Annotated in this window: 21 protein-coding genes; 8 read left to right on the forward strand and 13 right to left on the reverse strand. The window is 68.2% G+C overall.

The genetic code is table 11. The annotated features are described in order from the left end of the window. Positions 1 to 194: 194 nt before the first annotated feature. Positions 195 to 845, forward strand: coding sequence for an amino acid-binding protein (locus AB0B25_RS09255; RefSeq protein WP_357176685.1), 651 nt, complete (start codon positions 195 to 197; stop codon positions 843 to 845). A gap of 183 nt (positions 846 to 1028) precedes the next feature. Here AB0B25_RS09255 and AB0B25_RS09260 read toward each other — a convergent pair whose 3' ends face one another. The 3 genes from AB0B25_RS09260 to AB0B25_RS09270 all read right to left on the reverse strand — a co-directional run bounded on the left by AB0B25_RS09260 (position 1029) and on the right by AB0B25_RS09270 (position 3265). Continuing rightward, positions 1029 to 1568, reverse strand: coding sequence for a GNAT family N-acetyltransferase (locus AB0B25_RS09260; RefSeq protein WP_357176687.1), 540 nt, complete (start codon positions 1566 to 1568; stop codon positions 1029 to 1031). Positions 1569 to 1714: 146 nt separating this feature from the next. Beyond that, positions 1715 to 2038, reverse strand: coding sequence for a hypothetical protein (locus tag AB0B25_RS09265; RefSeq protein ID WP_357176689.1), 324 nt, complete (start codon positions 2036 to 2038; stop codon positions 1715 to 1717). 21 nt (positions 2039 to 2059) lie between these two features. Then, complete coding sequence (locus AB0B25_RS09270) at positions 2060 to 3265, reverse strand: ATP-binding protein (RefSeq protein WP_357176691.1); 1206 nt, start codon at positions 3263 to 3265, stop codon at positions 2060 to 2062. 346 nt (positions 3266 to 3611) lie between these two features. On the opposite strand from AB0B25_RS09270, the gene AB0B25_RS09275 reads away from it, so the two are divergent. After that, positions 3612 to 3968 carry a hypothetical protein gene (locus AB0B25_RS09275; RefSeq protein WP_357176693.1) on the forward strand — a complete coding sequence of 119 codons (357 nt, stop codon included), beginning with the start codon at positions 3612 to 3614 and terminating at the stop codon, positions 3966 to 3968. Between the two features lie 71 nt (positions 3969 to 4039). Here AB0B25_RS09275 and AB0B25_RS09280 read toward each other — a convergent pair whose 3' ends face one another. The 5 genes from AB0B25_RS09280 to AB0B25_RS09300 form a co-directional block, all read right to left on the reverse strand. Continuing rightward, positions 4040 to 4807, reverse strand: coding sequence for an SDR family oxidoreductase (locus tag AB0B25_RS09280; protein ID WP_357176695.1), 768 nt, complete (start codon positions 4805 to 4807; stop codon positions 4040 to 4042). A 162-nt stretch (positions 4808 to 4969) separates the two neighbouring features. After that, on the reverse strand, positions 4970 to 7114 hold the full coding sequence (ligA, locus tag AB0B25_RS09285) for an NAD-dependent DNA ligase LigA (protein ID WP_357176789.1): 2145 nt from the start codon (positions 7112 to 7114) through the stop codon (positions 4970 to 4972). A gap of 315 nt (positions 7115 to 7429) precedes the next feature. Then, complete coding sequence (locus AB0B25_RS09290; RefSeq protein ID WP_357176790.1) at positions 7430 to 8446, reverse strand: methionine synthase; 1017 nt, start codon at positions 8444 to 8446, stop codon at positions 7430 to 7432. Positions 8447 to 8621: 175 nt separating this feature from the next. Further along, positions 8622 to 9734, reverse strand: a complete 1113-nt coding sequence (gene mnmA / locus AB0B25_RS09295; RefSeq protein ID WP_357176697.1) for a tRNA 2-thiouridine(34) synthase MnmA — start codon at positions 9732 to 9734, stop codon at positions 8622 to 8624. Next, positions 9734 to 10963 carry a cysteine desulfurase family protein gene (locus AB0B25_RS09300; RefSeq protein WP_357176699.1) on the reverse strand — a complete coding sequence of 410 codons (1230 nt, stop codon included), beginning with the start codon at positions 10961 to 10963 and terminating at the stop codon, positions 9734 to 9736. The genes mnmA and AB0B25_RS09300 overlap by 1 nt, the downstream gene beginning before the upstream one ends. 291 nt (positions 10964 to 11254) lie before the next feature. Between AB0B25_RS09300 and AB0B25_RS09305 the strand changes: the two genes are divergently transcribed. Beyond that, positions 11255 to 11593 carry a hypothetical protein gene (locus AB0B25_RS09305; protein ID WP_357176701.1) on the forward strand — a complete coding sequence of 113 codons (339 nt, stop codon included), beginning with the start codon at positions 11255 to 11257 and terminating at the stop codon, positions 11591 to 11593. 417 nt (positions 11594 to 12010) lie between these two features. On the opposite strand, the gene AB0B25_RS09310 is transcribed toward AB0B25_RS09305, so the two are convergent. The 3 genes from AB0B25_RS09310 to AB0B25_RS09320 form a co-directional block, all read right to left on the reverse strand. Next, positions 12011 to 13015, reverse strand: a complete 1005-nt coding sequence (locus tag AB0B25_RS09310; RefSeq protein WP_357176791.1) for a lysophospholipid acyltransferase family protein — start codon at positions 13013 to 13015, stop codon at positions 12011 to 12013. A 5-nt stretch (positions 13016 to 13020) separates the two neighbouring features. Next, positions 13021 to 13848: a GNAT family N-acyltransferase gene (locus AB0B25_RS09315; RefSeq protein WP_357176703.1), complete on the reverse strand. Its 828-nt coding sequence runs from the start codon at positions 13846 to 13848 to the stop codon at positions 13021 to 13023. 713 nt (positions 13849 to 14561) lie between these two features. Continuing rightward, positions 14562 to 15854 carry an NAD(P)/FAD-dependent oxidoreductase gene (locus tag AB0B25_RS09320; protein ID WP_357176705.1) on the reverse strand — a complete coding sequence of 431 codons (1293 nt, stop codon included), beginning with the start codon at positions 15852 to 15854 and terminating at the stop codon, positions 14562 to 14564. Between the two features lie 111 nt (positions 15855 to 15965). On the opposite strand from AB0B25_RS09320, the gene AB0B25_RS09325 reads away from it, so the two are divergent. Next, positions 15966 to 16823 carry a LysR family transcriptional regulator gene (locus AB0B25_RS09325; RefSeq protein WP_357176707.1) on the forward strand — a complete coding sequence of 286 codons (858 nt, stop codon included), beginning with the start codon at positions 15966 to 15968 and terminating at the stop codon, positions 16821 to 16823. Positions 16824 to 16893: 70 nt separating this feature from the next. Here AB0B25_RS09325 and AB0B25_RS09330 read toward each other — a convergent pair whose 3' ends face one another. Both AB0B25_RS09330 and AB0B25_RS09335 read right to left on the reverse strand, forming a co-directional pair. Further along, entirely contained in the window at positions 16894 to 17850 is a 957-nt protein-coding gene (locus AB0B25_RS09330) for an electron transfer flavoprotein subunit alpha/FixB family protein (RefSeq protein WP_357176709.1), read from the reverse strand. 109 nt (positions 17851 to 17959) lie between these two features. Continuing rightward, on the reverse strand, positions 17960 to 18745 hold the full coding sequence (locus AB0B25_RS09335; RefSeq protein WP_357176711.1) for an electron transfer flavoprotein subunit beta/FixA family protein: 786 nt from the start codon (positions 18743 to 18745) through the stop codon (positions 17960 to 17962). A gap of 192 nt (positions 18746 to 18937) precedes the next feature. On the opposite strand from AB0B25_RS09335, the gene AB0B25_RS09340 reads away from it, so the two are divergent. From AB0B25_RS09340 to AB0B25_RS09355, 4 genes are all read left to right on the forward strand, one after another. Beyond that, a complete protein-coding gene (locus AB0B25_RS09340; protein WP_357176713.1) occupies positions 18938 to 19756 on the forward strand; it encodes a class I SAM-dependent methyltransferase in 819 nt (272 codons plus the stop codon). Then, the gene (locus tag AB0B25_RS09345) at positions 19753 to 21375 is read left to right on the forward strand and encodes a glycoside hydrolase family 57 protein (RefSeq protein ID WP_357176715.1); all 1623 of its coding nucleotides are present in this window, start codon (positions 19753 to 19755) and stop codon (positions 21373 to 21375) included. Before AB0B25_RS09340 ends, AB0B25_RS09345 begins: the two co-directional genes overlap by 4 nt. Continuing rightward, entirely contained in the window at positions 21372 to 22625 is a 1254-nt protein-coding gene (locus AB0B25_RS09350; RefSeq protein ID WP_357176717.1) for a glycosyltransferase family 4 protein, read from the forward strand. The genes AB0B25_RS09345 and AB0B25_RS09350 overlap by 4 nt, the downstream gene beginning before the upstream one ends. Positions 22626 to 22756: 131 nt before the next feature. Next, entirely contained in the window at positions 22757 to 24139 is a 1383-nt protein-coding gene (locus tag AB0B25_RS09355; protein ID WP_357176719.1) for an IS1380 family transposase, read from the forward strand. The last annotated feature ends 65 nt before the right edge of the window (positions 24140 to 24204 follow it).

Below are 24204 nucleotides of genomic sequence, written 5' to 3' on the forward strand. Positions count from 1 at the left end.
CGCGTCCGGGTCGACGACACCCCGCTCGAACCAGCGCGACACGCCGTCTCCGCGCGCATTCGCCGCGTGGCGTTCGTCGCCGATCCGCCTCCGACTCGATAACCCGCCTCGAGGGGTGTAAGTATTGCGTAACCCGGGTATCCATTCAGGACCTCGGCCGCCCGGGGAAGGGCCGCCCAAGGAAAGGAAAGCACGTGTCGTACCTGCTCCGCGTGCAACTTCCGGATCGACCGGGAAGCCTAGGCGCACTCGCGGTCGCACTCGGCTCGGTCGGCGCCGACATTCTCTCGCTGGACGTGGTGGAACGCGGAGCCGGGTTCGCTGTCGACGACTTGGTCGTCGAGGTGCCCTCGGGCGCACTGCCCGACACCCTCATCACAGCCGCCGAATCGATAGGCGACGTGCACGTGGACTCCATCCGCCCCTACACCGGCGTGCTGGACACCCACCGCGAACTCGAACTCATCGACCAGGTCGCCGGCGCCCGCGACGATCGGATGCAGGTGCTCGTCGACGGTGTGCCGCGCGTGCTACGGGTCGGCTGGAGCACAGTCATCGACGTCGGCCCGCACGGCGCGTACCGGGTGGTCGGAAGCCCGAGTGCGCCACAGACACAGGCGGCTTCGGCGCCGTGGATGCCGCTGGAGAAGCCCGCCGTGCTCGACCCCGACGCCGACTGGGTCCCGGAGATCTGGCGCACCATGGATACCAAACTGGCCGCCGCTCCCCTCGGCAATACCGGCAAGGTGCTGATGCTCGGACGCCCCGGCGGACCCGACTTCCGGCCTTCCGAAGTCGCCCGACTCGGTTATCTCGCGGGGATTGTCGCGACCGTCCTCGGATAGGGCCAGGCCGCTCGCACTACGGCGAGAACTGCCGCCTCAGCGGCGACGCCCGCCGCCGGCACACTGTACGCACCCGATTCGACGGGTCGGGCGGAGACAAGTCAGGCCGACAGGCTCGCCCGGGTGGCCCGATGCCCGGGCCGAAATGCCCCTGATCCGCGGTATGCCCGGGATCATCCGAGGTCACCGAGCAGGTGCGCTGCCGGAGAGGTCGACCGGCAGCCGGAGAACGGTCAGCAGGTCACCCTCACTGGAGCGCCAGTCTCGGGCGGGGGCGGGAAAGAAACCCAAGCGGTCATAGATCCTTCGGGCGTCGACCATGGCGGGCATGGTGGTGAGTGCGACAGCGGTGCAGCCCTCCGCTCTTGCCAAGTCGATCACCGTGCGCACCAGCGCAGTTCCCGCGCCGAGACCGCGCGCGGACTTCGCGACGGCGAGCATACGGAACTCCAACTCGCCCGGCTGTGCGATTTCGGCGTACGGCGTCCCCGCGTGTGCGACGGTGAGCGAACCGATGATCCGATCGGCATGCGTGGCGACGAGGATCCGAGCCGACGTCGCGCGGCGTCGCGTGTCGGCCAATTCCCCCGCGTACCAACTGCCCGCCCGCACATATCCGGCACCGACGTAGACCTCCACGGTCAACTCGCCGACGGCATCGTATTCGTCCGGCCGCGCCACCCGGACGACCACACCGGGGTCCTTCAGATCCATACCCGGCATGATGCCACCGTCGATAAGGCGGGCTACGTCACACCACCATCCAGCTGACCCGCTCGCGGGGCGCGTCCCGGCGGCAGCGTTGCCCTGCAGATCGTGCCTTGCCAACGGATACCCGACCGTGACACCGGGGCTCTGGCCGAACGGCTTCAGCTCATTCCGGAGATCTGCCAGCGGTCGGGTTTGCCCGCCGGATAGATCACGGGAAGCGAGTCGCCTACTTCCGGCCAGGAGTTCGTGTCGCGAACGAAGCGGCCGTAGACGACTGTGCCCGGGACCGTAGGACCGGTGAGGTTGCCGGTGATGGTCACATACTGCGCACCGAGGACGTCCGGGCGCGGACTCACACCGGTGACGTACAGCGTGCCGCGCTCCGGGTCCGCGGTTCGCCGGCCCCCGCGGCTGCGGACGACGAACACGATCGTCGACACCAGTACGGCGGCCAGGATCAGCAGCGAGAAGAACTCCAGCATGTCGACCATGCTAGGGGCGCACTACACCGAGGCGAGTTCACTGGTCCCCCGGCCGGTGCGACGGATCTGCCACACCGCGGTGTGGGTGTGTGTCGCACGGCTGTTGCCCCGGTCGATCAGGGCGCGACTGTTGGTCGTGAAGATCAGTTGGGCGCCACGGGAATTGGTCTCCGGGTTCTGGAACAGTTGGATCAATCGGTCGGCCCGTTCCGCGGGCAGGTGCGCGCCGATGTCGTCCACGACGAGCACGCGGCCTTCGTCGAGCGCGTCGAGCATGGTCGGCAACACCCGCAGCAGCGACAACGTCGCGGAGGATTCGTCGCGGATGTCGAACGGCCTGCCGATGCCCTCGTGCACCAGAGTCAGGCCGACGCCACGCCGGCCGACCATCCGCGCGTACAGGGCGTCACGGGCGGCTTTCAGGTTGGTCGACTCTCGCTCCAGCAGCACGCCGGCGCCACCGTTGTCCGACCGCAACTGCATGCCGATCCCGGCAATGTCGGCATCCAGCTCACGCAGGTAGTCGGCGTACATCGAGTCGTTCTCGGCGATGAGCAGGTCCGTGATGCCGAGTTCGGCGGTGCGCAGCAGCATCAGCAGGCGGGCCACGTTGTGCGCCGAGCGCGAGAGGTGGCTGCCGAGTCGACGCGCGATGGCGTCGGGGTCGGCCGGACCGTGTTGCACGTCGAGCATCGACTCGAACCATCGATACGCGGGTACCAACGCATCGGCATACATCTGCCCCGCGAGGCTGAGCAGCAGGGCGTTCGGCCGGACCAGTGGCACCAGCGCGGCGATCCCGTACCGCGCAGCCTCGAACATCGGGCCGATCTTGATCTGCTCGCCGCTGCGTTCGAAGACGATCCGTTTGCGCGAACGCGGGTGGGCGTGCAGCCATTCGGCCGTCACGTCGGCGTTGTCCAGCCGGAAACCGTAGGTGTACGGCTCGCCCTCCGCGACGAACGCCGCCACGAATTCCGAAGGCCGATCGGGAAATTCGAGATGCGGCGTCCGTACCGGACCGGCGTAGGGATCCCACCCCGTGACCGAATGCAACACGGCGTCCCGCATCTGCCAGAGCGCATCGGTCAGGTTCGTCTTGCCCGCCGCGGCCTCGCCGTGGATCGCGGTCACCGGCACCGCCACCGGCCCGTTTCCCTTGGTCAGCCGCAGTTCCTGCCGCTCGGCCAGCGATCTGTGATTGGTCACCTGAAAACTGCGCAGCATGCCGCCATACTTCCGTTTCCAGCACCAGCCGGCGACACCAACCCCCTCGCGCGCGTCCCGCTCGCACCTGCGGTCGATCCCCATTCGACCGACTACCTCCCCGATTCCGGATGCTGCCGCACGACTACCAGCACTACCTGGTGCGATATCACCGAACGCGGCAGCACCCGACGCGTCGGCAGGATGGTCACCAAGTGTCGATCGCCAGGACAAGGCGGTGATAGCGGGTTAGCATGCCTGGATGTCGCGGGCATGCCGCGGCCGATTCGCTGTAGCTGCTCGATGCTCGATGCTCGATGCTCGATGCTCGATGCTCGATGCTCGATGCTCGAAGGGATGGGTAACGATGAAACTGCCGCTTCGTCGTCTTGTGGTCGGAAGTTCCGTCGTCGCCGCGGTGGCGTTGGGGTCGCTGGTCGTGTCGGCGCCGGAGGCGGCGGCCAACGCGCCATGTCCGGACGGCACCGCGCGCGTGTTCCTCGGGAACAGCACCAACACCTGCCAGGGCGGCGGAACCGTTGACTACGACCCGTCGGCGCCGGTGTCGAAAGTGTGCTCGATGCCGAACACCGACGTGACCGCCGAGGCCACGTTCAAGAACAGTCGCGGCAAGCTGGTGACCCAGAAGCTCGACCTGAGCGATGGTCGCTGCGGAAGGTTCGACATCGCCGGCCAGTTGGGGGCCACGGTCACCGTCACGTGAGATCGGCCCGCGATGGACGACGCGATGCCACAGCGCGGTGCGACCGGACTACCGATCGCGAATCGCGCGGCTCACCTGCGCAGTGTCGCCGCACTTTGATTGCGGTAGACCGCGGTTCGGCCTCCGTCAGCCGAGATCGTGGTGCCGGTGACGAAACTTGCGCGGTCGGTGGCGAGGAAGTAGATCACTTCGGCGATTTCGCGGGGCGTGGCAAGTCGGTCGAGCAGGGTGGTATCGCTGAGCTGGGCAGCGCCGTGCTCGCCGATGACCGCCAGCAACATCGCTGTTCGTGTCGGGCCGGGGGCGACGGTATTGACCCGTACCCCCGCCGACCCGAACTCGGCCGCCCAGGTACGAGTCAACGACTCCAGTGCCGCCTTGGTCGCGCTATAGGTGGAGGCGCCGGGCATGCCGATCCGCGCGCCCATCGTGCTGACGTTGACAACGCTGCCGGAGCCTTTCGCGATCATCGCCGGAACCAACGCGGAGGTGAGGAAGTATGGCGCCCGAAGGTTGGTCGCCAGCGCGGTGTCGAAGGATTCGACGTCTTGGGACGTTGTCGGTCCGGCCGGCATTATGGCGGCATTGTTCACCAGGATGTCGACCGCGCCCGCCGCATCGGCGAGATGCCGCAGCGACGCCATGTCCGTCAGGTCGACCGCGATGAAGCGCGCCTGGCCGCCGGCCGCGGTGATCGCCCGCACCGTCGACGCCCCGCGCTCGGTGTTCCGGCCGGTAACGATGACCTGTGCGCCCGCAGCGGCCATCAGTTCGGCTGTGGCACTTCCGATACCACCGGTCGACCCGGTGATCAGAGCGACTTTGTCGGCGAGTTCCATGCGAGATCCTTCCACGAGCCTCATGGCCCTCGAGAGCGGCAATCGTCTCTCGAACACGAGTTATCGTGCGGTGGCATGGTATATCGAGGTTGTCACCAGTTGTTCGTCGGAACTGGTGCTCAGCACGGCGCTACCGGGGCCGGCTGCCCATGCTGTGGCCGCTCACTCGTCGGCGGCGGCATCCTCCGCGCCGGTTTCCGGCGTCACCGCTTCCGGTCCTGCTTCCAGTAACAGTCGGAATCGCTCCTCGTCCAAGATCGGCACCCCGAGTTCCTCAGCCTTGACCGCCTTGGCACCCGGCGCGTCTCCGACCACCACGAACGCGGTTTTCTTCGACACCGAACTCGCGGCCTTGCCGCCGCGCACCAGGATCGCCTCCTTGGCACCGTCGCGGGTGAATCCTTGCAGTGAACCGGTCACCACGATGGACAGGCCCTCGAGCGTGCGTTCGATGGACTCGTCGCGCTCGTCTTCCATCCGCACACCGGCGGCCCGCCACTTCGCCACCACCGCGCGGTGCCAGTCGACGGTGAACCATTCCGCCACCGCGGCCGCGATGGTCGGCCCGACCCCGTCGGCAGCGGCGAGTTCATCGACCGACGCCTGCTCGATCCGGTCCAGGCTGCCGAACTCGGCAGCGAGCGCCCGCGCCGCGGTAGGGCCGACGTGCCGGATGGACAGCCCGACCAGCACCCGCCACAGCGGACGGTCCCTGACGGCCGCCAGGTTCTCCAGCAACCGCTGGCCGTTGGCGGAGAGATTGCCGCTCTTGTTGGCATACAGCGAGGTGGTGAGCAGTGTCTCCGCGTCGAGATCGAACAGGTCGCCCTCGTTGGTGATCGCGCCGGACCTCAGCAAATCGATCGCGCCCTCGTAACCGAGCGACTCGATATCGAAGGCGCCGCGTCCGGCCACATGGAATACCCGCTCACGCAACTGCGCGAAGCAGAACTGCGAGTTCGGGCAGCGAATATCGGCGTCCCCTTCCTTCTCCGGCCGCAATTCGGTGCCGCACTCGGGGCAGTGCGTCGGCATGACGAACTCCCGCGCCTCGTCGGGACGCGCATCCACCACCGGGCCGAGCACCTCCGGAATCACGTCGCCCGCTTTGCGGATGGTGACCGTGTCCCCGATCAGCACGCCCTTGCGCTTCACTTCGGCGGCATTGTGCAGGGTCGCCATGGCGACCGTGGAACCCGCGATGGACACCGGCTCCATCACCGCGAACGGGGTGACCCGGCCGGTGCGACCGACGTTCACCTCGATGTTCAGCAGTTTGGTCGTCGCCTCCTCCGGCGGGTACTTGTAGGCGATCGCCCAGCGCGGCGCGCGGGAGGTGGCGCCGAGCCGCCGCTGCAGCGCCGTCTCGTCGATCTTGATCACCTGGCCGTCGATCTCGTGTTCGATATCGTGCCGGTGCACGCCCCAGTAGACGACCCGCTCGATCACCGCGTCGATGCCCTGTACTCGCCTGGTGTGCTCGGACACCGGCAGACCCCATGCCGCGAGCGCGCGGTACGCCTCGAACTGCGAGGTAGGGCTGTAGCCCTCGATACGACCGAAACCGTGACAGATCATGCGCAGCCCGCGCCGCGCGGTCACCGACGGGTCCTTCTGCCGCAGCGAGCCGGCCGCCGTGTTGCGCGGGTTGGCGTACGGCGGCTTGCCTTCGGCCACGATCGCGGCGTTGAGCGTCTCGAAGTCCGCCAGTCGGAAGTACACTTCGCCACGGACCTCCAGCAGATCCGGGACCGGGAACTCGGCGCTGGGCGTCAGCTCGCCGGGGATGTCGTCGATGGTGCGAGCGTTGAGCGTCACATCCTCGCCGGTGCGCCCGTCGCCGCGGGTGGCGCCGCGGACCAGCCGCCCGTTCTGGTAGACGAGGTTCAGCGCGACGCCGTCGATCTTCACTTCACACAGGTAGTGCGGATCCGGCCCGGTCTCCGCCTCGACCCGGCTTGCCCAGGCACGCAACTCGTCGACATCGAACACGTTGTCCAGCGACAGCATCCGCTCCAGATGGTCGACCGCGGTGAAATCGGTCGCGAAGCCACCGCCGACGAGCTGGGTCGGCGAATCCGGCGTGCGCAGGTCGGGATGCTGTTCCTCGATCGCCTGCAACTGCCGCAGCAACGCGTCGAACTCGCCGTCGGAGATGATCGGCGCATCCCGCACGTAGTAGCGGAACTGATGCTCGCGTACCTCATCGGCGAGCCGCTGCCACGCCACTCGCTGCTCGGCTGCCGCCGGTGCCGGCGCGCTGTCGCTCTCACTCACCCATCGCACACTAGCCGAGCCCGCCGACATCGCATCGCCGCGTTCCCGCACGTCGCCGTACCTGCGGAGCGATTTCCGGATGGCCTGTTCGACACGGGAACGGCAGACCGGCGGGCGCCGCACAGTTCGATCCGCGGGCAATCGGCGCGAGGGCGCGCTCCTAGCGGAGAAACCCGCCATCGACCGGGCACGGACTCGGGATCCTCATGTCGAGTTCCGGCCGAGCTGTCGCCGGGCACAGGCGAACCCGATCGACGCTCGCGGATTCGACGGCGTCACTCCCCGCCGCCGGCCACGACTACCGTCGAACAAGCCGGACGCCCATGTCGACAAGCCGGACGCCCGTCAGGAGAACGAAAGCTCTTCCGGCTCTTCGGCATACGCTCGCGCGACCTCGGTGCACAGTCGCAGTGCCTTGCGGCCCCACTCCAGCGAGGCGCCCGCCAAACCACAGGTGGGACTGACCGATACCCGATCCGCCAGCGTCTTCCTGCCGAAGCCGAGGCGATCGACCAGGCGGACGCCCGGCTCGGCGTAGTCGCGCCAGGTGACCGAGGTGGCCGGCGCGGCGGTCGGAACGACACCGAGCACCAGTTGCTTTCCCGCTTCGAGAGTTTCACCGATGCCGTCGAGTTCGTCGGTGCCGATCGTGGCCAGGTCGAAGCCGACCGCCGCGGCGGCGCTGCGCTGCAACAGAGCCAGCGCGGGCGGCTCGGCACAGCTGTGCACGAGCACCGACACCGACTGGCCGGTGATCACCGCGTCCAGGATGGCGAGCGCCTCGGGCCCGGGCACGGCGCGCACAGTGTTCAGCACACTCACCCCGCCCAGAGAACCGTCCAGCACCGCGGTCAGCGAAGGTTCGTCCAGTTGCAGGACAACCTGCGCGCCGAGCCGTTTGCGCACCTCGGCGACGTGCTGAGCCAACCCTTCGGCCAGGGATTCGGAGAGATCGCGCACAGCACCGGGGTCGGTGAGCACGCGATGTCCTCCGGACAACTCCACCTGCGCGGCCAGCGTCAGCGGCCCCGCCGCCTGCACTTTGATCACCCGGCCCGCCCCGGACAGACCTGCGGTCTCCCACGCTTCTTCCAGCGCGTCCAGATCCGTGCGCAGCAGATCGCGCGCTCGTCGCGCGACCGCTCCCGGGTGTGGCGCGAACCGGTAACCCCTGGTCGTGCTGTCGAAAGGCAGGTCGACCAACAGTGCGCAGGCCCGGCCGATCAGGTCGGCGCCCACGCCGCGGCCCGGCAGCTCCACCACATGCGGCAGGTCGCCCAGCTCGCCGACGATAGTCGCGGCAGCCTCACGTGGATCGGTACCGGGCCAGGAGCCGACCCCGGTCGCAATCGCACCTCGGATGCGCGCGGGCTCGGACGCCGCCTCGGTCGCGCCGTCGTACACCACGTCATCCGTGCCGGTCTCGTACACCGTCGCCGTACTCCCGTCCGCTCGATTCCTCCGTCACCGGACTCCACCGACACCGCAGCCCATCGGTCGCTGTGGTCGCTGTATTCCGCGGCGCCCGCATCGGCGCTCATCGCGCCGCGTCGGACCCCGCATCACTCGTGACGGCCGCGCGCGTGCCGGAGATGGTTCCGCTGCCGATCACCTCGTCACCCTTCGGGTCCGGCCGGTAGAGCACCACGGCCTGGCCGCGCGCGACACCGGTCAACGGCTCGCGCAGCCGGACGACCACCTCGTCGCCCACTGCTTCGGCGACCGCGGGCGCGGTGCCGCCATGCGCGCGCACCTGCGCGACGCATTCGATCGGTCCCTCCGGCGCGGAACCAGAAGTCCAGATCGCGCGCTCCGCGTGGACGGTCCACACCCGCAGGTCCTCCGCCGAACCGACGCGAACCGTGCCGGAATCGGGATCGATGCCGGTCACATAGCGCGGCTTGCCATCCGCGGCGGGACCCGGCAATCCGAGGCCCTTGCGCTGCCCGATGGTGAACCCGTGCACGCCGTCGTGCTCCGCCAGCACCTGCCCGTCGGCATCGACCACAGCACCGGGGCGGATGCCGATCTTCGCGCCGAGGAACGCGCGGGTATCGCCGGAGGGGATGAAGCAGATGTCGTGGCTGTCCGGCTTGTTCGCGACGGCGAGCCCGCGCTCGGCGGCCTCCTCCCGAATCCGCGGCTTGGGGGTGTCGCCCACCGGGAACATCGCGCGGGACAGCTGCTGCGCGGTCAAGACAGCCAGGACATAGGACTGGTCCTTGTCGGCGTCCACCGCACGACGGAGCACGCCGTCCGCCAGCCGCGCGTAGTGGCCGGTGACCACCGCGTCGAAGCCGAGCGCGACCGCGCGATCGGCCAGCGCGGAGAATTTGATCTTCTCGTTGCACCGCAGGCACGGATTCGGCGTCTCGCCGGCCGCGTAGGCGGCGACGAAATCATCGATCACGTCTTCCTTGAAGCGGTCGGCGAAATCCCACACGTAGAACGGAATTCCGAGCACGTCGGCGGCGCGTCTGGCATCGCCCGCGTCCTCCTTCGAGCAGCAACCGCGTGATCCGGTGCGCAGCGTGCCCGGCGACGCGGACAGCGCCAGATGCACACCGACCACCTCGTGACCCGCGTCGACGGCACGCGCCGCCGCCACGGCCGAGTCCACACCACCACTCATCGCGGCGAGTACCCGCATCAGACGCCTCCCTTCGCACCGGCCAGGCCCGCGGCTCTGGCTCGCTCCACCACCTGGGGCAATACCTTCAGCAACGCGTCCACATCGGCGCGAGTCGACGTGTGCCCCAACGAGAATCGCAGCGATCCGCGCGCCTGCCACGGTTCGACGCCCATCGCGATCAGCACATGGCTCGGCGTGGCGACTCCCGCGTTGCACGCCGAACCGGTCGAGCATTCGATACCCGCCGCATCCAACAGCATCAGCAGCGAATCGCCTTCGCAACCGGGGAACGTGACGTGCGCGATACCGGGCAGCCGCCGGCCGTCGACCGGCCCGTTGAGCACCACGCCCGGCACCGACGCGCGGACGCCCGCGATCAGCATGTCGCGCAAGGCGGTCAATTCCACAGTGCGTAAAGGAAATTCGACGACGGTCTGATGCAGTGCGGTGGCGAGTCCGATCGCGGCCGCCGTGTCCGAGGTCCCGGAGCGCAGGTCGCGCTCGTGCCCGCCACCGTGCAGCAGCGGCACGCATGGCACCTGCCTGCCGAGCAGCAGCACGCCGATACCATGCGGACCACCGAGTTTGTGTCCGGCGAAGCTCGCCGCCGAAAGACCGCTCGCGCCGAAATCGACCGGCACTTGCGCGGCCGCCTGTACCGCGTCACTGTGCATCGGCACACCGAATTCCTGTGCTACGGCGACGAGTTCATCGATCGGCTGAATGCCGCCGACCTCGTTGTTCGCCCACATGACGGTCACCATCGCGACATCGCCGGGATTCTCGGCGAGCGCGGCGCGCAACGCGCCCGGCGCGACCACCCCCTCGGCGTCCACCGGCAGCCAGGTGACCTCGGCACCCTCGTGCCGCTGCAGCCACTCGATCGTGTCGATCACCGCATGGTGCTCGACCGAACTGGAAATGATCCGGTTCCGGCGCGGGTCGGCGTCACGGCGGGCCCAGAAGATGCCTTTGATCGCCAGGTTGTCGCTCTCGGTCCCGCCCGAGGTGAAGATGACCTCCGAGGGCCGGGCGCCGAGGTTCGCGGCGATCGACTCGCGGGCCTCCTCCAGTAACCGTCGAGCCGCGCGACCGGATCCGTGCAGCGACGATGCGTTGCCCGTCGTGCGCAGGGCAGCCGTCATCGCCTCGATAGCGGCGGGCAGCATCGGTGTGGTCGCCGCGTGATCGAGGTAGACCGTCTGGGGCGCCGCACCGTTGACCGGACCCGAAAAAGCCGACTTCATGACCAGTAAAGGATAGCTGTCACCCGTTGGCGGTTATTCCCGCCCGCCCACGGGCCCGAGATGCGGGGCTCGCACGCCGAGGAATCGTGTGCAAATGTCCTGCGAGCACAAACCGATCCCGCTCTACCTATTGAGTGCGCCGTTGTATAGCGGTACGTTGTCTAGTGTATTGATCGCTGTCCGGCACATCGCTTTTCGGCATATCGCTTTCGGCATATCGCAGCACGGATATCGAGCCGGGACAACCGAGCGGTCATCCACCGGACGATACAGATGAATGAGGAAGTTCCGATGTACCAAGACACCCACCGCACTCGACGCATACTCGCTCGCGTTGCCGTCGCCTCCGCGCTCGCCCTGATGCCGGTCACCGCGCTCGCGGTGCCCGCCCTCGCCGAACCGATCGTGCTCGAGCCCGCCGCACAGATCGACCTGGTCCACGGCGGCCCCGGTCACCGCCACGACCGTCACGGCAACGGCAATTGGAACCGCGGCCGGCACGACCACGACAACTGGAACCGCGGCCGGCACGACCACAACAACTGGAACCGCGACTGGAACCGCGGCTGGAACGGCAACGGCTGGGACGGCGGCTGGCGCGGGTACCTGCCGCGCACCGGCAGCTTCTGAGCGCACTCGGGCGCCGGGTTCACCTGGCACCCGAGCGCTGTAGGCCGCGCTTCCGAGGAGCGCCCGCCCCTACTCGGGTAGTTCTCGGACGTGCGAACGCGGGGTGGCGAGCCCGAATATCCGGACCCGCCGCCCCGCGACCTGTCACCAGCTCGCCCGCGGTTGGAAACCGCAGCGGCCGGGATCATTCAGCGGTGTGGATCGGCTCGCGCTGGTCCCGCGCCGACGGCGCGGCCTCGATCAGCTCGGCGGACTGCCGACCGAAGCCGCCGTCCAACTCCGGCCCGAGCGCCGAGACTCGCGGGATGCGTCCGGGTGGTCGAGTCGATACGGCCGAACGCTGATTGTGGAAACGATATGAGCGCGACCACGTGACGGCCCGGTAGAACCGGCAGTGGATCCCGCCGTCGGGGGTTCCTACCGAGTGAGGCCGGAAGCCCTCCGACCGCGCAAGAGGGGTCGAAGGCGCGGTCGGCGAACCACTTCCGGCGCCTCCGCTGCCACCGATGGATCCTGGACCCGGGTGTTCGCCGCCTCGATCCACGTGACATCCAGCGCACCGTGTCGCGACAGCTCCCGCCCGCGCACGGCGGCCGCGCAGCGGCGGGCCAGCTCGCGCCGGTCCGTCCCTGGCTGCTCCAGCGCTTCGAGCACCACCTCCGCGACCATCCCACGCGTACGCAGCACCCGGCGTGCCGACGAAGCGAAGGTGTCGGCGCCGACGAACCCGGGCACCGTGCACTGCGCACCGTGGCGATCCAGATACCGCAGCCGCACCGGCTGGACCGGCGTTCCGGTGTCCACCGCCGCCTGGAACAGCGCGGGCCGCATCGTGCCGTACGCGCGGCCACACCAGGTGGTGCCCTCCGGGAATACACCGATTCGCTCGCCGGCGGCCAACCGCGCGCCGACGGCGGCCACGACACCCGGCAGAGCCCGCAGGCGCTCGCGCTCGATCGGGACAACCCGCATCCGCTTCGCGAGTCCGCCGAGCAGCGGCCAGTCCACCATGTCCGCACGCGCTACGAAACCGAGGGGCTGCACCGACGCCAGCGCGACGATGTCGGTCCAGCCGATATGGCCGGCGACAACCAGGGCACCACGGCCGGGTGCGCCGAACCGGGCCCACGGGCGCGCCGCGTCGATCGCATCGACCACGCGATTGTCGATGATCCGTAACCGTATTCCGAGACACCTGAGCAGCAAGCGGGCGTATCCCCGGTGCAGCAGTTCGCGTTTGCCGCGGGGAGTAACGAGGTGCGCCACCGGGAAACTGAGCAGCAGTCCGGCGACCCCGGCCAGTCTTGCGGCCACCCGGCCTGCGCCGGCCTGGTCGATCGACTCCAGACAGCCGGGCCCGCACGGACTCGACGGCATCCACGCGTGCGCGGCGGCCTGCGCGGGCGGCGCGTCGAAGACCATGCTGCTCACCGTCCTTCGTCGAGAGTCGCCGCGGCGTCGCGTAACCGGTTGAGATAGCGGGTGTTGATGGTGTCCAGGCCGAGTAACACCACGAAGTCGGCCACCGCGAAATCGGGATCGTGCGCGGGCTCACCGCAGATCTCGGCGCCGAGGCGTAGGTACCCGCGCACCAGCGGGGGCAGCTTCGGGCGCGACGGCGGCGCCAATTCGTCCAATGTCCTGCCGTCGACGATCACAGGATGGTACGGGCGTACCTGTCGCTGCGGATCGGCGGCGTGTCTGCCGAGCAGTAGGTCACGCACGCCGCGCACGTTCACGCCGGGCGGGTCGGCCGGGGTGTCCCGCATCGGCACCGACACACAGCCCATCACCCAGTCGTAGCCGGTGAGCTGCATGTAGTGCAGGATGCCGGCCCACATGAGGGTCAGTACCGAACCATTGCGGTGGTCGGGCACCACGCAGGCGCGGCCCATCTCGACGATCCGCATGCCCACCGGATCCAGCCGGGCGAGATCGAATTCCGTTGCCGTGTAGTACCCGCCCGCGGAGGCCACCCGGTCCGGCGGCAGCATCCGATAGCAGCCGACGAACTCGCCGCTGACATCCTCGCGGACCAGCAGATGGTCGCAGTGCTCGTCGAACCGGTCCGCGTCGAGGCCGGTGCCGTTGTCCGGGATGCGAAACCCCGGCTCGTTGGCGAACACACCGTAGCGCAGCCGCTGCGCGGCCACACGATGCTCGGCGGAGGAGGAGACCACCAGCGAATACCGCGAGCGTTCGGCCCCGGAGTCCGTCGGTCGAGCCGGGGCTGTCAACACGGACGAAATAGTCATATCCGTGATGAAGCCACCTCGACACTGCGCCGGAGCAACCTCGAAGTGTCGCGGCGATGCCGGTTCGGTGAACGAGACGGCCGTCACACCGACCGTTCACCACCCGGTTCCACTGTGTTCGCCCATCAGCCGCGCAAACGCATCCCTTACGAACGATCTGCGCTTGCCGGACAACGCAACCCACCCGACCGCCGAGCCACGCGAAACCCAATCACCTGATCGCAGCCCCCATCACACAACCAAACATCGCGCGCCAACACCCCACCTCACACCCACCCCCCAACACAACCCACCAGCCTCACCCCGACTTTCGAGCGAAGCGGGATCGAGCATTCCCCCTCCGCAGCCATCCGTGGCCGCGAACCACCCGCTTGCGCGGCCACATCGAACACCGCCACGACTAACGCGCACTGCCACGAACTCCGCGCCGAACCTACTCAGCAGCAGCTTCCGAGCGAAGTGAACTCGAGCGCTCCCCGCCCGCGGCCATCAAAGCTCCGCGAACGGGAATGGCGCAGGTTCACGCCACGTTCCCGATGAACTCCAGCTTCCGAGCGAAGCGAGACCGAGCATTGCCCGTTCGCGGCCCGGCTCGTGTCCGAGCGGACCGCCGCGCCCGCGCGACGAAGTCGCAAGCGGCGACCGCTCGGACACGAGCCCCCAGGGGCCGCGAACACGCGGTGCCGCAGGCGCTGCCGAACCAACACCAACCCTCAGGCGGCAACCTGTTCTGGAACGCGCGTCTTCGTGGGAGTCCTCTTCTCCTCGGCGAAACCAGGACGTCCGGTTCCGATGAACGCGACCAACCACGAGGCGACCGCGGCGAAGCGGTTGCGGAACCCGACGAGGTAGAACACGTGCACCGCGAGCCACATGAACCAGGCGATCACGCCGCGGAAGGTGATGTGCTCGTTCAGTTTCGCCACGGCGCTGAAGCGGCTGATCACCGCCATGCTGCCCTTGTCCCAGTAGGTGAAGGCGGTGCCGGGCCGCTTCTTGCGGCGGATGATGTCGGCGGCGTGCCTGCCCTCCTGCATGGCCACCGGCGACTGGCCGGGGTAGCTGTTCAGCGAGGTCATGTCGCCGACGGCGTAGATATCGGCGTAGCCGCCGACCGTGAGGTCCGGGTTGATCAACAGCCGTCCGGCCCGGTCGATCTCGACACCGGTGGCGTCGGCCAGAATTCTGGCGAACCCGCCCACCTGCACACCCGCCGACCACACCACGGTCTCGGCCGCGAGGCCGTGCTCGACGCCGTCTTTACTCTTGACGGTGACCTCACCCTGCTCGATGTCGGTGACGAAGGTGCCGAGCAGCACGTCGACGCCACTGCGGGTCAACGACTTCTTCGCATATTCCGACAGCCCACCGCCGAACGGCGGGAGCACCTCGCCGGCCCCCTCGACGAGGGTGACCGAAACCTCCTGGTGGTAATACCGTTTCGCCAATTCCTTCAGCTGGCCCGCGACCTCGACGCCGGTCGCGCCCGCACCGACCACGACGAAGCTCAACAGCCTGCGCCTGGTCTGTTCGTCGGCGTTCGCGGCCTCGGCGAAGACCCGCTGGATCTGGGTGCGCAGTCGCCGCGCGTCGTCGATGGTCTTGAGCGAGAACGTCTTCTCGGCGAAATCGTCGCGGCCGAAATAGGACTGGCTGGCGCCGGTGGCGGCGATCAACGAGCCGTAACGGATCCGGTGCCGGACGCCCTCGTTCTCGTAGGTGACGATGGCCCGGTCGGGGTCGATGGCGACCACCTCGCCGAGGCGCACGTCGGCCTCGCGGTGGCGTCGCAGGATTCCCGCGATCGGCGGCGCGATCTCCTCCGATGCGAGCACACCGGTCGCTACCTGGTACAACAACGGTTGGAAGAGATGCTCGGGCGTGCTGGAGATCAGGACATAGTCCACCCCCGACTTCGCCAGCTGTTTGGCGGCGGCAAGCCCACCGAACCCCGATCCGACAATGACGACACCTGCGGTTTCGATCCCCGCATCCATGTACTGCATGAAAGCCTCCTTCTCTCATTACGAACCGTGATCCAGAGGGCAGATATTTCAGGTGTCAGAGCGCATAATTAAGATGACTCTTATCTCGATTCGTAATTAATAGGAGGCGCCGTGGAACTTCGGCAGCTCACCTACTTCGTCGCGGTGTGCGAGGAGCTCAGCTTCAGTGGCGCCGCCGCGCGGTGCTTCATCTCACAGTCCGCGATCAGCCACCAGATCTCCCGGCTCGAACGCGACCTCGGCGTGCAACTGTTCGAGCGCTCGACCCGGTCGGTCGTGCCCACCGACGCCACCGCCCGGCTACTTCCGCTCGCGAAGCAGATGCTGAGCCTGGAGTCGGCGATCCGGGCCGCGGTGCGCACAGTGGGACCACGGATCCGGCTCGCCGCGAACATGTCGTTCGCGACCCGCTCGCTGTCCGCGATCGCGGGTGCTCGCGCGGCGCATCCGGAGGCGGAGATCGAGTTCGTGATCAAGCCGTTCCGCCAGCGCATCACCGCGGTCACCGACGGGGACTGCGATCTCGCGCTGATCCGCGGCCGCGTCGATCAGCCCGGGCTCGTGGTGGAACAGCTCTGGGTCGAGGATCTCGTGATCGCTACGTCCAGCGCGCACCCGCTGGCCACCGAAGACGTGGTGACCCTTGCGGATCTGAGCTCGTATCCGCTCTTGCTGCCGCCGGAGCAGGAGCAAGTGTTGCTGCACACCGTGATTCGCAACGCGTTCGCCGAGCTGCCCACCGGCCCGACCTTCGGCCCGCCGATCCCGCCGGACCACACCGCGACGATGGAGCTGATCAATCGGCCGGAGGCGTGGACGGTGCTGTACGCGGAGAGCACGACCGAGGGGTTGGTGGTGCTGCGGCTGACCGAACACAAGTTACGCATTCCGGTGTCGGCGGTGCTGCGCGCCGACGCCCGGCGCTCACCGATCATGGCCACACTGCTCACTGCCCTGCATCGCTGCTGAGTCCGTCGACCGGGTCGACCATGCGAACGGCCCCCGGCGGATGCCGGGGGCCGTTCGGCAGCACGTGGAATCAGCCCTTGTGCACCTTGACCGCGTCGGTCAGCTGCGGCGCAACCTTGAACAGATCGCCAACGATGCCGTAGTCGGCGATCTCGAAGATCGGAGCCTCTTCGTCCTTGTTGACCGCGACGATGGTCTTCGAGGTCTGCATGCCGGCGCGGTGCTGGATCGCGCCCGAGATCCCCAGGGCGATGTACAGCTGCGGCGAGACGGTCTTACCGGTCTGACCGACCTGGAACTGGCCGGGGTAGTAGCCCGAGTCGACCGCGGCGCGCGAAGCGCCGACAGCGGCGCCCAGCGAGTCGGCCAGCGCCTCGACGACCGCGAAGTTGTCAGCGGAACCGACACCACGACCGCCGGAGACGACGATGGCGGCCTCGGTGAGTTCCGGACGGTCACCGGCGACCACCGGCTCGCGGGAAATCACCTTGACGACGCCGTCTTCCTGCGCCGGCACCTCGACGGTCACCTTCTCGCCTGCGCCGGCCTGCGCCGACGCGTCGATGGCGCCGGGACGGACCGAGATCACCGGCACGTCGCCGGTGGCCTTGGCGTCGACGGTGAAAGCGCCACCGAAGATGGAGTGCACCGCGCTGCCGTCCGATTTCACGTCGATGACGTCGATCAACAGGCCGGAGCCGATGCGAGCGGCGAGACGACCCGACACCTCCTTGCCCTCGGCGGTGGCGGCCACGATGACCGCGGCCGGCGAGGCCGACTCGGTCAGCCCGGCCAGCACGTCGACCTTCGGGGTCACCAGAAAGTTCTCCACGTCATCGGATTCGGCGATGTAGATCTTCTCGGCACCCGCGGCGGCCAACGCGCCGGCCAGCTTCTCGCCGGTGCCCGCCGCGCCGAGCACGACGGCGGCCGGCTCGCCGAGGGCGCGCGCGGCGGTGAGCAGTTCGGTGCTGACCTTCTTGATCGCACCGTCGGCGTGCTCGACGAGCACAAGTACTTCTGCCATTTGTGTTCTCTCCTAGAAAGTCTCAGATCTCGAGGGCGTAGCGATTCCGATCACGCAGCTGGTCGTCCAGCCCGACCGGGTGTGGTGTCCCGCACGAGCACTGCCGAGATCAGATGATCTTCTGGCCGATCAGGTACTGGGCGATCTTGGTGCCGCCGTCGCCCTCGTCGGCGACCTTCTCGCCCGCGGTACGCGGAGGCTTCGGGGTGGCGGCGGTGACGCTGCTGCCCGCGTTCGCGACGCCGACGGTGGACGGGTCGACACCGAGATCGGCCAGCGTGAAGGTCTGCACTTCCTTCTTCTTGGCGGCCATGATGCCCTTGAAGGACGGGAAGCGTGGCTCGTTGATCTTCTCGTTGACGCTCACGATGGCCGGAAGCGTGGCCTCCAGCTTGAAGACGCCGTCGTCGGTCTCGCGCTCGCCGGTGACCTTGTTTCCGTCGACGGTCAGTTTGCGCAGGTGGGTCAGCTGCGGCAGGCCGAGGTATTCGGCGATGATCGCGGGTACCGCACCCGCGCGACCGTCGGTGGCCTCGTTACCCGCGATGACCAACTCGACACCCTCGACCTGGCCGAGCGCGCTGGCCAGCACCCATGCGGTCTGCACGGCGTCGGAGCCGTGGATGGCCGGGTCGTTGATGTGGATGGCCTTGTCGGCGCCCATGGACAGCGCCTTGCGGATGGCCTCGGTGGCGCGGTCGGGGCCCGCGGCCAGTACGGTGACCTCGCCGCCCTGCGCTTCCTTGATCAACAGCGCCTCTTCGACGGCGCGCTCGTTGATCTCGTCGAGCACGGCGTCGGCGGCCTCCCGGTCGAGGGTGTAGTCACCGTCGGTCAGCTTGCGCTCGGACCAGGTGTCGGGAACCTGCTTGATGAGTACGACGATGTTCGGCATCGGTCTTCGTCGACCTCCTGTTCTGGTTACACGGATGGGGTGGTCGCACGAGCTCGGCCGTACGTCCGTATGAGTGGCTCAGGGCGTGACATTACCCTACGTTAAGTTACCCACCAGTAACTTGATCCTCCCCGCTGACAAACCCCACACCGGACAATATGGTGTGTCGGTTGTGCCAGTAACGTCGGAGTGATGAGCGAGGCTGTGATCCCTGCCGCAGTGGGCGACCCGACGAGCATTGCCACCGACCCCCGGACGACCGCCGACACCGTCGAACCGCTACCGCTGACCGGTGAGCGCACCGTCCCCGGCATCGCCGAGGAGAACTACTGGTTCCGCAGGCACGAGATCGCTTACGCCCGCATGCTGGACCGCTGCGCGGGAAAGACCGTGCTGGAAGCCGGTTCCGGCGAAGGATACGGCGCCGACATGATCGCCGAGGTGGCCACCGAGGTGATCGGCTTGGACTACGACAGCAGCGCTGTCGAGCACGTGCGCGCCCGTTACCCACGGGTGCGGATGCTGCAGGGCAACCTCGCCGCCCTTCCGCTGGAGGATGCCTCGGTCGACGTGGTGGTGAATTTTCAAGTGATCGAACACCTCTGGGACCAGTCACAGTTCCTGCGGGAGTGCTCGCGAGTGCTTCGCCCCGGCGGCGAGCTGCTGATCAGCACCCCTAATCGAATCACCTTCTCCCCCGGCCGGGATACGCCGCTCAATCCGTTCCACACCAGAGAGCTGGACGCGGCCGAGCTGACGGAGCTACTGGTCGAGGCCGGATTCGAGGTCGCGCGCATGATCGGTGTGCAGCACGGACCACCGCTGAAAGAGCTGGACGTCAAGCACGGTGGATCGTTCATCGACGCGCAGATCCAGCGAGCGCTCGCCGGCGAGCCATGGCCCGCCGACCTGATGGCGGACGTCGCGGGTGTCACGGCCGAAGACTTCGTGCTCGTTGCCGAGGACATCGACGCGAGCCTCGATCTGGTCGCCATCGCGGTGCGGCCTTGACCGACCGCGCCACAGTGCCCGGCGGGCACTCCGCAGGCCCGGTACCGGGCCAGTTCACCTTGGTCCTGCACTCTCACCTGCCCTGGCTGGCCCATCACGGCCGCTGGCCGGTCGGTGAGGAATGGCTCTACCAGTCCTGGGCGGCGTCCTACCTCCCGCTCGTCGAGGTGCTGCGAACCCTCGCGGCCGAAGGCCGTTCCCATCTGCTCAGCCTCGGCATCACGCCGGTGCTGGCGGCCCAGCTCGATGACCCGCACTGCGTGGCGGGCATGCACCACTGGCTGGGCAACTGGCAACTGCGCGCGGACGAGGCGGCGATGGCGGGCAACGTCACGCTCGGCAGGCGGGAACATCGGCTGGCCGCGGCGGCGCTGGCGGAATTCGAGCTGCGCTGGCGGCACGGCGCCGCACCGGTCTGGCGCGAACTCGTCGACTCCCAGACGATCGAATTGCTCGGCGGGCCGCTCGCGCACCCGTTCCAGCCGCTGCTCGATCCGCGGCTGCGCCGGTATCAGCTCACGGAGGGCCTCGCCGACGCCCGGCACCGCTGGGGCCACACACCCACCGGAATCTGGGCGCCGGAATGCGGGTACACGCCCGGCATGGAGATCGGCTACGCCGCCGCGGGCGTCACGCATTTCATGGTCGACGGCCCCGCGCTGCGTGGTGACACGACGCTGGGCCGCCCGGTGCACGATTCCGACGTGGTGGCGTTCGGCCGTGATCTGCAGGTCAGCTATCGCGTGTGGTCGCCCAAGTCCGGCTATCCCGGTGACGGCGCCTACCGTGATTTTCACCACTACGACCACGCGACCGGCCTCAAGCCCGCGCGGGTCACCGGCAAGACGGTCGCCGGTCCGGACAAGGCCGCCTACGATCCCGAGCTGGCTGCCGCGGCGATCACCCGCGATGTGGCGGACTTCGTACGGACCGTCCGGGAAAGGCTGATCACCGAGTCCGCGCGGGTCGGGCGGCCCGCACTCGTCGTCGCCGCGTTCGACACCGAGCTGTTCGGACACTGGTGGCACGAGGGTCCGCAGTGGCTCGCCCAGGTGCTGCGCGCGCTGCCCGAAGCGGGCGTCACCGTAGGCACGCTGGCCGACGCGCTCGACCGCGGGTACGTAGGCCAGCCGGTGCCACTGGCGGACTCGTCCTGGGGCTCGGGAAAGGACTGGCGGGTGTGGTCCGGCGATCAGGTGCGGGATCTGGTCGAACTCAACGACGACATCGTGCGGCTGACATTGGACACGATCGACAAGATGCGCGCGGCCGAAGGTAGCTCGCCCCGCCTACGCGATCGCATTGCCGACCAGTTGCTGCGCGAGGCGATCTTGACCGTCTCCAGCGACTGGGCGTTCATGGTCAGCAAGGACTCCGCCGCGGGCTACGCCCGCGACCGCGCACACCGGCACGCACACGCCGTCCGGGAGATCGCCGCGGTGGTCGCAGCGGGGCAGGTCGCCAAAGCCGCCCACTTGACGGCAGGATGGGAAGCTGCTGACGGACTCTTCCCCGGTGTGGACGCACGCCGTCTCGGCTCGGTGGGGTCCGAAGTCAGCGCCACCGGTGCCGTACCCGCCACCGCGGACGCCGGCTCCGCCGCAGAAGGGCTCGCATGAAGATTCTGATGGTGTCATGGGAGTACCCGCCGGTCGTGGTCGGCGGGCTGGGTAGGCACGTGCATCACCTCGCCACTGAACTCGCCGCCGCTGGCCACGAGGTGGTTGTGCTGTCTCGACGTCCCTCCGGCACCGACTCCTCGACCCATCCCACGCATTCCTTCATCGCGGACGGAGTGCTGGTCGTCGCGGTGGCGGAAGACCCGCCGGTATTCGACTTCGGCGAGGACATGCTCGCCTGGACGCTGGCCATGGGGCACGCGATGGTGCGCGCGGGCGTCGCGTTGGGCAAGCCCGGCATCGGCGACGGCTGGATCCCTGACGTGGTGCATGCACACGACTGGCTGGTCGCGCACCCCGCGATCACCCTGGCCGAGTACTACGACGTGCCGTTGGTTTCGACCATCCACGCGACCGAGGCGGGCCGGCACAGCGGCTGGGTCGCCGGCAAGGTCAACAAGCAGGTGCATTCGGTCGAGTGGTGGCTTGCCAACGAGTCCGACGCGCTGATCACCTGCTCAGCATCCATGCAGGACGAAGTGGAGCGGCTCTACGGGCCGGAACGGATCCCGATGACGGTGATCCGCAATGGCATCGATGTGGGCGCCTGGACCTTTCGACCTCGCTCCCCGCGCACCGGCCCCCCGCGACTGCTGTACGTGGGCAGGCTGGAATACGAAAAGGGCGTCCAGGATGCGATCACAGCGCTGCCCAGGATCCGCCGCGCGCACCCCGGCACCACGCTGACCATTGCAGGCGTCGGCACTCAGTTCGAATGGCTGCGGGAGCGCGCACGCGTGCATCGGGTGGCCCGCGCGGTCACCTTCGCCGGACAGCTCGATCACCAGGAGCTGCTCGGCTGGCTGCATGGCGCCGACGCGATCGTATTGCCGAGCCGGTACGAACCCTTCGGCATCGTCGCGCTGGAGGCGGCCGCCGCGGGGACCCCCCTGGTCACCTCGACGGCCGGAGGCCTCGGCGAAGCCGTGATCGACGGCGTCACGGGCGCATCCTTCGCGCCCGCCGACGTAGACGGCCTGGTGGAAGCGGTCCGCGCGACCCTGGACGACCCCGCCGCGGCCCAGCAGCGTGCCTATACCGCCCGGGAACGGCTGACCGCCGATTTCGCGTGGGACATGGTCGCCACGGAAACCGCTCAGGTGTATCACTCGGCCAAACGCCGGGTGCGCAATCCACTGGGCCGCCCGACAATTGTCGAACGCCCACTGCCGGAACGGGATCCGAAGTAGCACGCGCCCGATCTAGCTAGCCCAGGGCTTTCATGCGGGGTGGCGTGCCGTGAACGGAGAATGGTGCTCTGAGCTGCGATAATACGGCTTGTTGAAGGTCGTATCGCTCGCTTTTCAGGAGCACCATTCAGGTGATCGAGTGTAGTTCGTCGTATCCGCGGTTGTGCGCGGACGGGGCCGGTTCGGGTGTCGTGTCTCAGGCCGGGGCGGTATTGCTGTTACGCACCGCCGAAATATTGGGCCTGACCAGGGTGTTGTCGGAAGCGTTGGCACCGTGGCGCAAACCGCTGGCGGTGCACGATCCAGGCAAGATCGTGCTGGATCTGGCGGTGGCGGTCGTGCTCGGCGGGGATTGCCTGGCCGATATCGGCACCCTACGCGCCGAGCCGGGTGTGTTCGGGGCGGTGGCCTCGAATCCGACGGTGTCACGCACGATCACCGCACTGGCTGCGGAAGCACCGAATGCGGTGGCGGCCATACGATCTGCGCGGGCAACTGCCCGTGCCGCGGCATGGGACCGTGTCGGTGAGCAGGCTCCCGATCACGGCATCGACGCCGAGCATCCGCTGATCATCGATCTGGACGCAACCGTGACGATCGCGCATTCGGAGAAAGAATGTGCGACACCGACATTCAAGATGACCTTCGGTCATCACCCACTGGGCTCGTGGGTCGACCACGGCGCCGCCGGCACCGGTGAACCTCTGGTGATGATGCTGCGAGCCGGCAACGCCGGCTCCGATACCGCCGCCGACCACAAACAGGTACTCAACCACGCGCTGCAGCAGCTGCCGTGGCAGCCCGGCTACCGAGTCGGGAAGAAGGTGCTGGTGCGCACCGATTCCGGCGGCGGCACCCACGAATTCACCCAGTACTGCCACAACCGCCACCTGCAGTACTCGGTCGGATTCGGGCTGACCCACACCACGGCCGCCGCGGTCGATCTCATCCCCGACCAGGCGTGGGCGCAAGCCTACGACGCCGACGGGAAGGTGCGCGACCGAGCGTGGGTGGCGGAGCTGACCGGGCTGATCGACCTGAGCCAGTGGCCGCCGGGCATGCGCGTTATCGTGCGGAAAGAGCGCCCGCACCCGGGTGCGCAGCTGCGGTTCACCGACCGTGACGGGCTGCGGTTGACCGCGTTCGCCACCAACACCCGCCGCGGGCAACTGCCGGATCTCGAGTTGCGGCACCGCCGCCGCGCCCGCTGCGAGGACCGCATCCGCAATGCGAAAGACACCGGCCTGGCCAACCTCCCCCTGCAGGGCTTCGACCAGAACCGGATCTGGATCGAGATCGTCTGCCTGGCAACAGAACTCACCGCCTGGATGCAGATGCTCGCCCTGCGCGACCACCCCGCACGCCGCTGGGAACCCAAACGGCTTCGGCTGCGACTGTTCTCCACCGCTGCACGCGTCGCCCGCCACGCCCGCCGAACCCATCTCCGGTTCTCAGCCCACTGGCCCTTCACCGAACTGATCCTGACCGCACTGGCCCGCCTCCAACCCGGCTGACCAGCCCAAACCACACCTACAAGACGAAAGGACCAACCACTCCGGGCCAGTGGAACCCGGCAGCC

Origin of the sequence: Nocardia sp. NPDC049190, assembly GCF_040648115.1 — a bacterium.
Taxonomy (GTDB): domain Bacteria; phylum Actinomycetota; class Actinomycetes; order Mycobacteriales; family Mycobacteriaceae; genus Nocardia.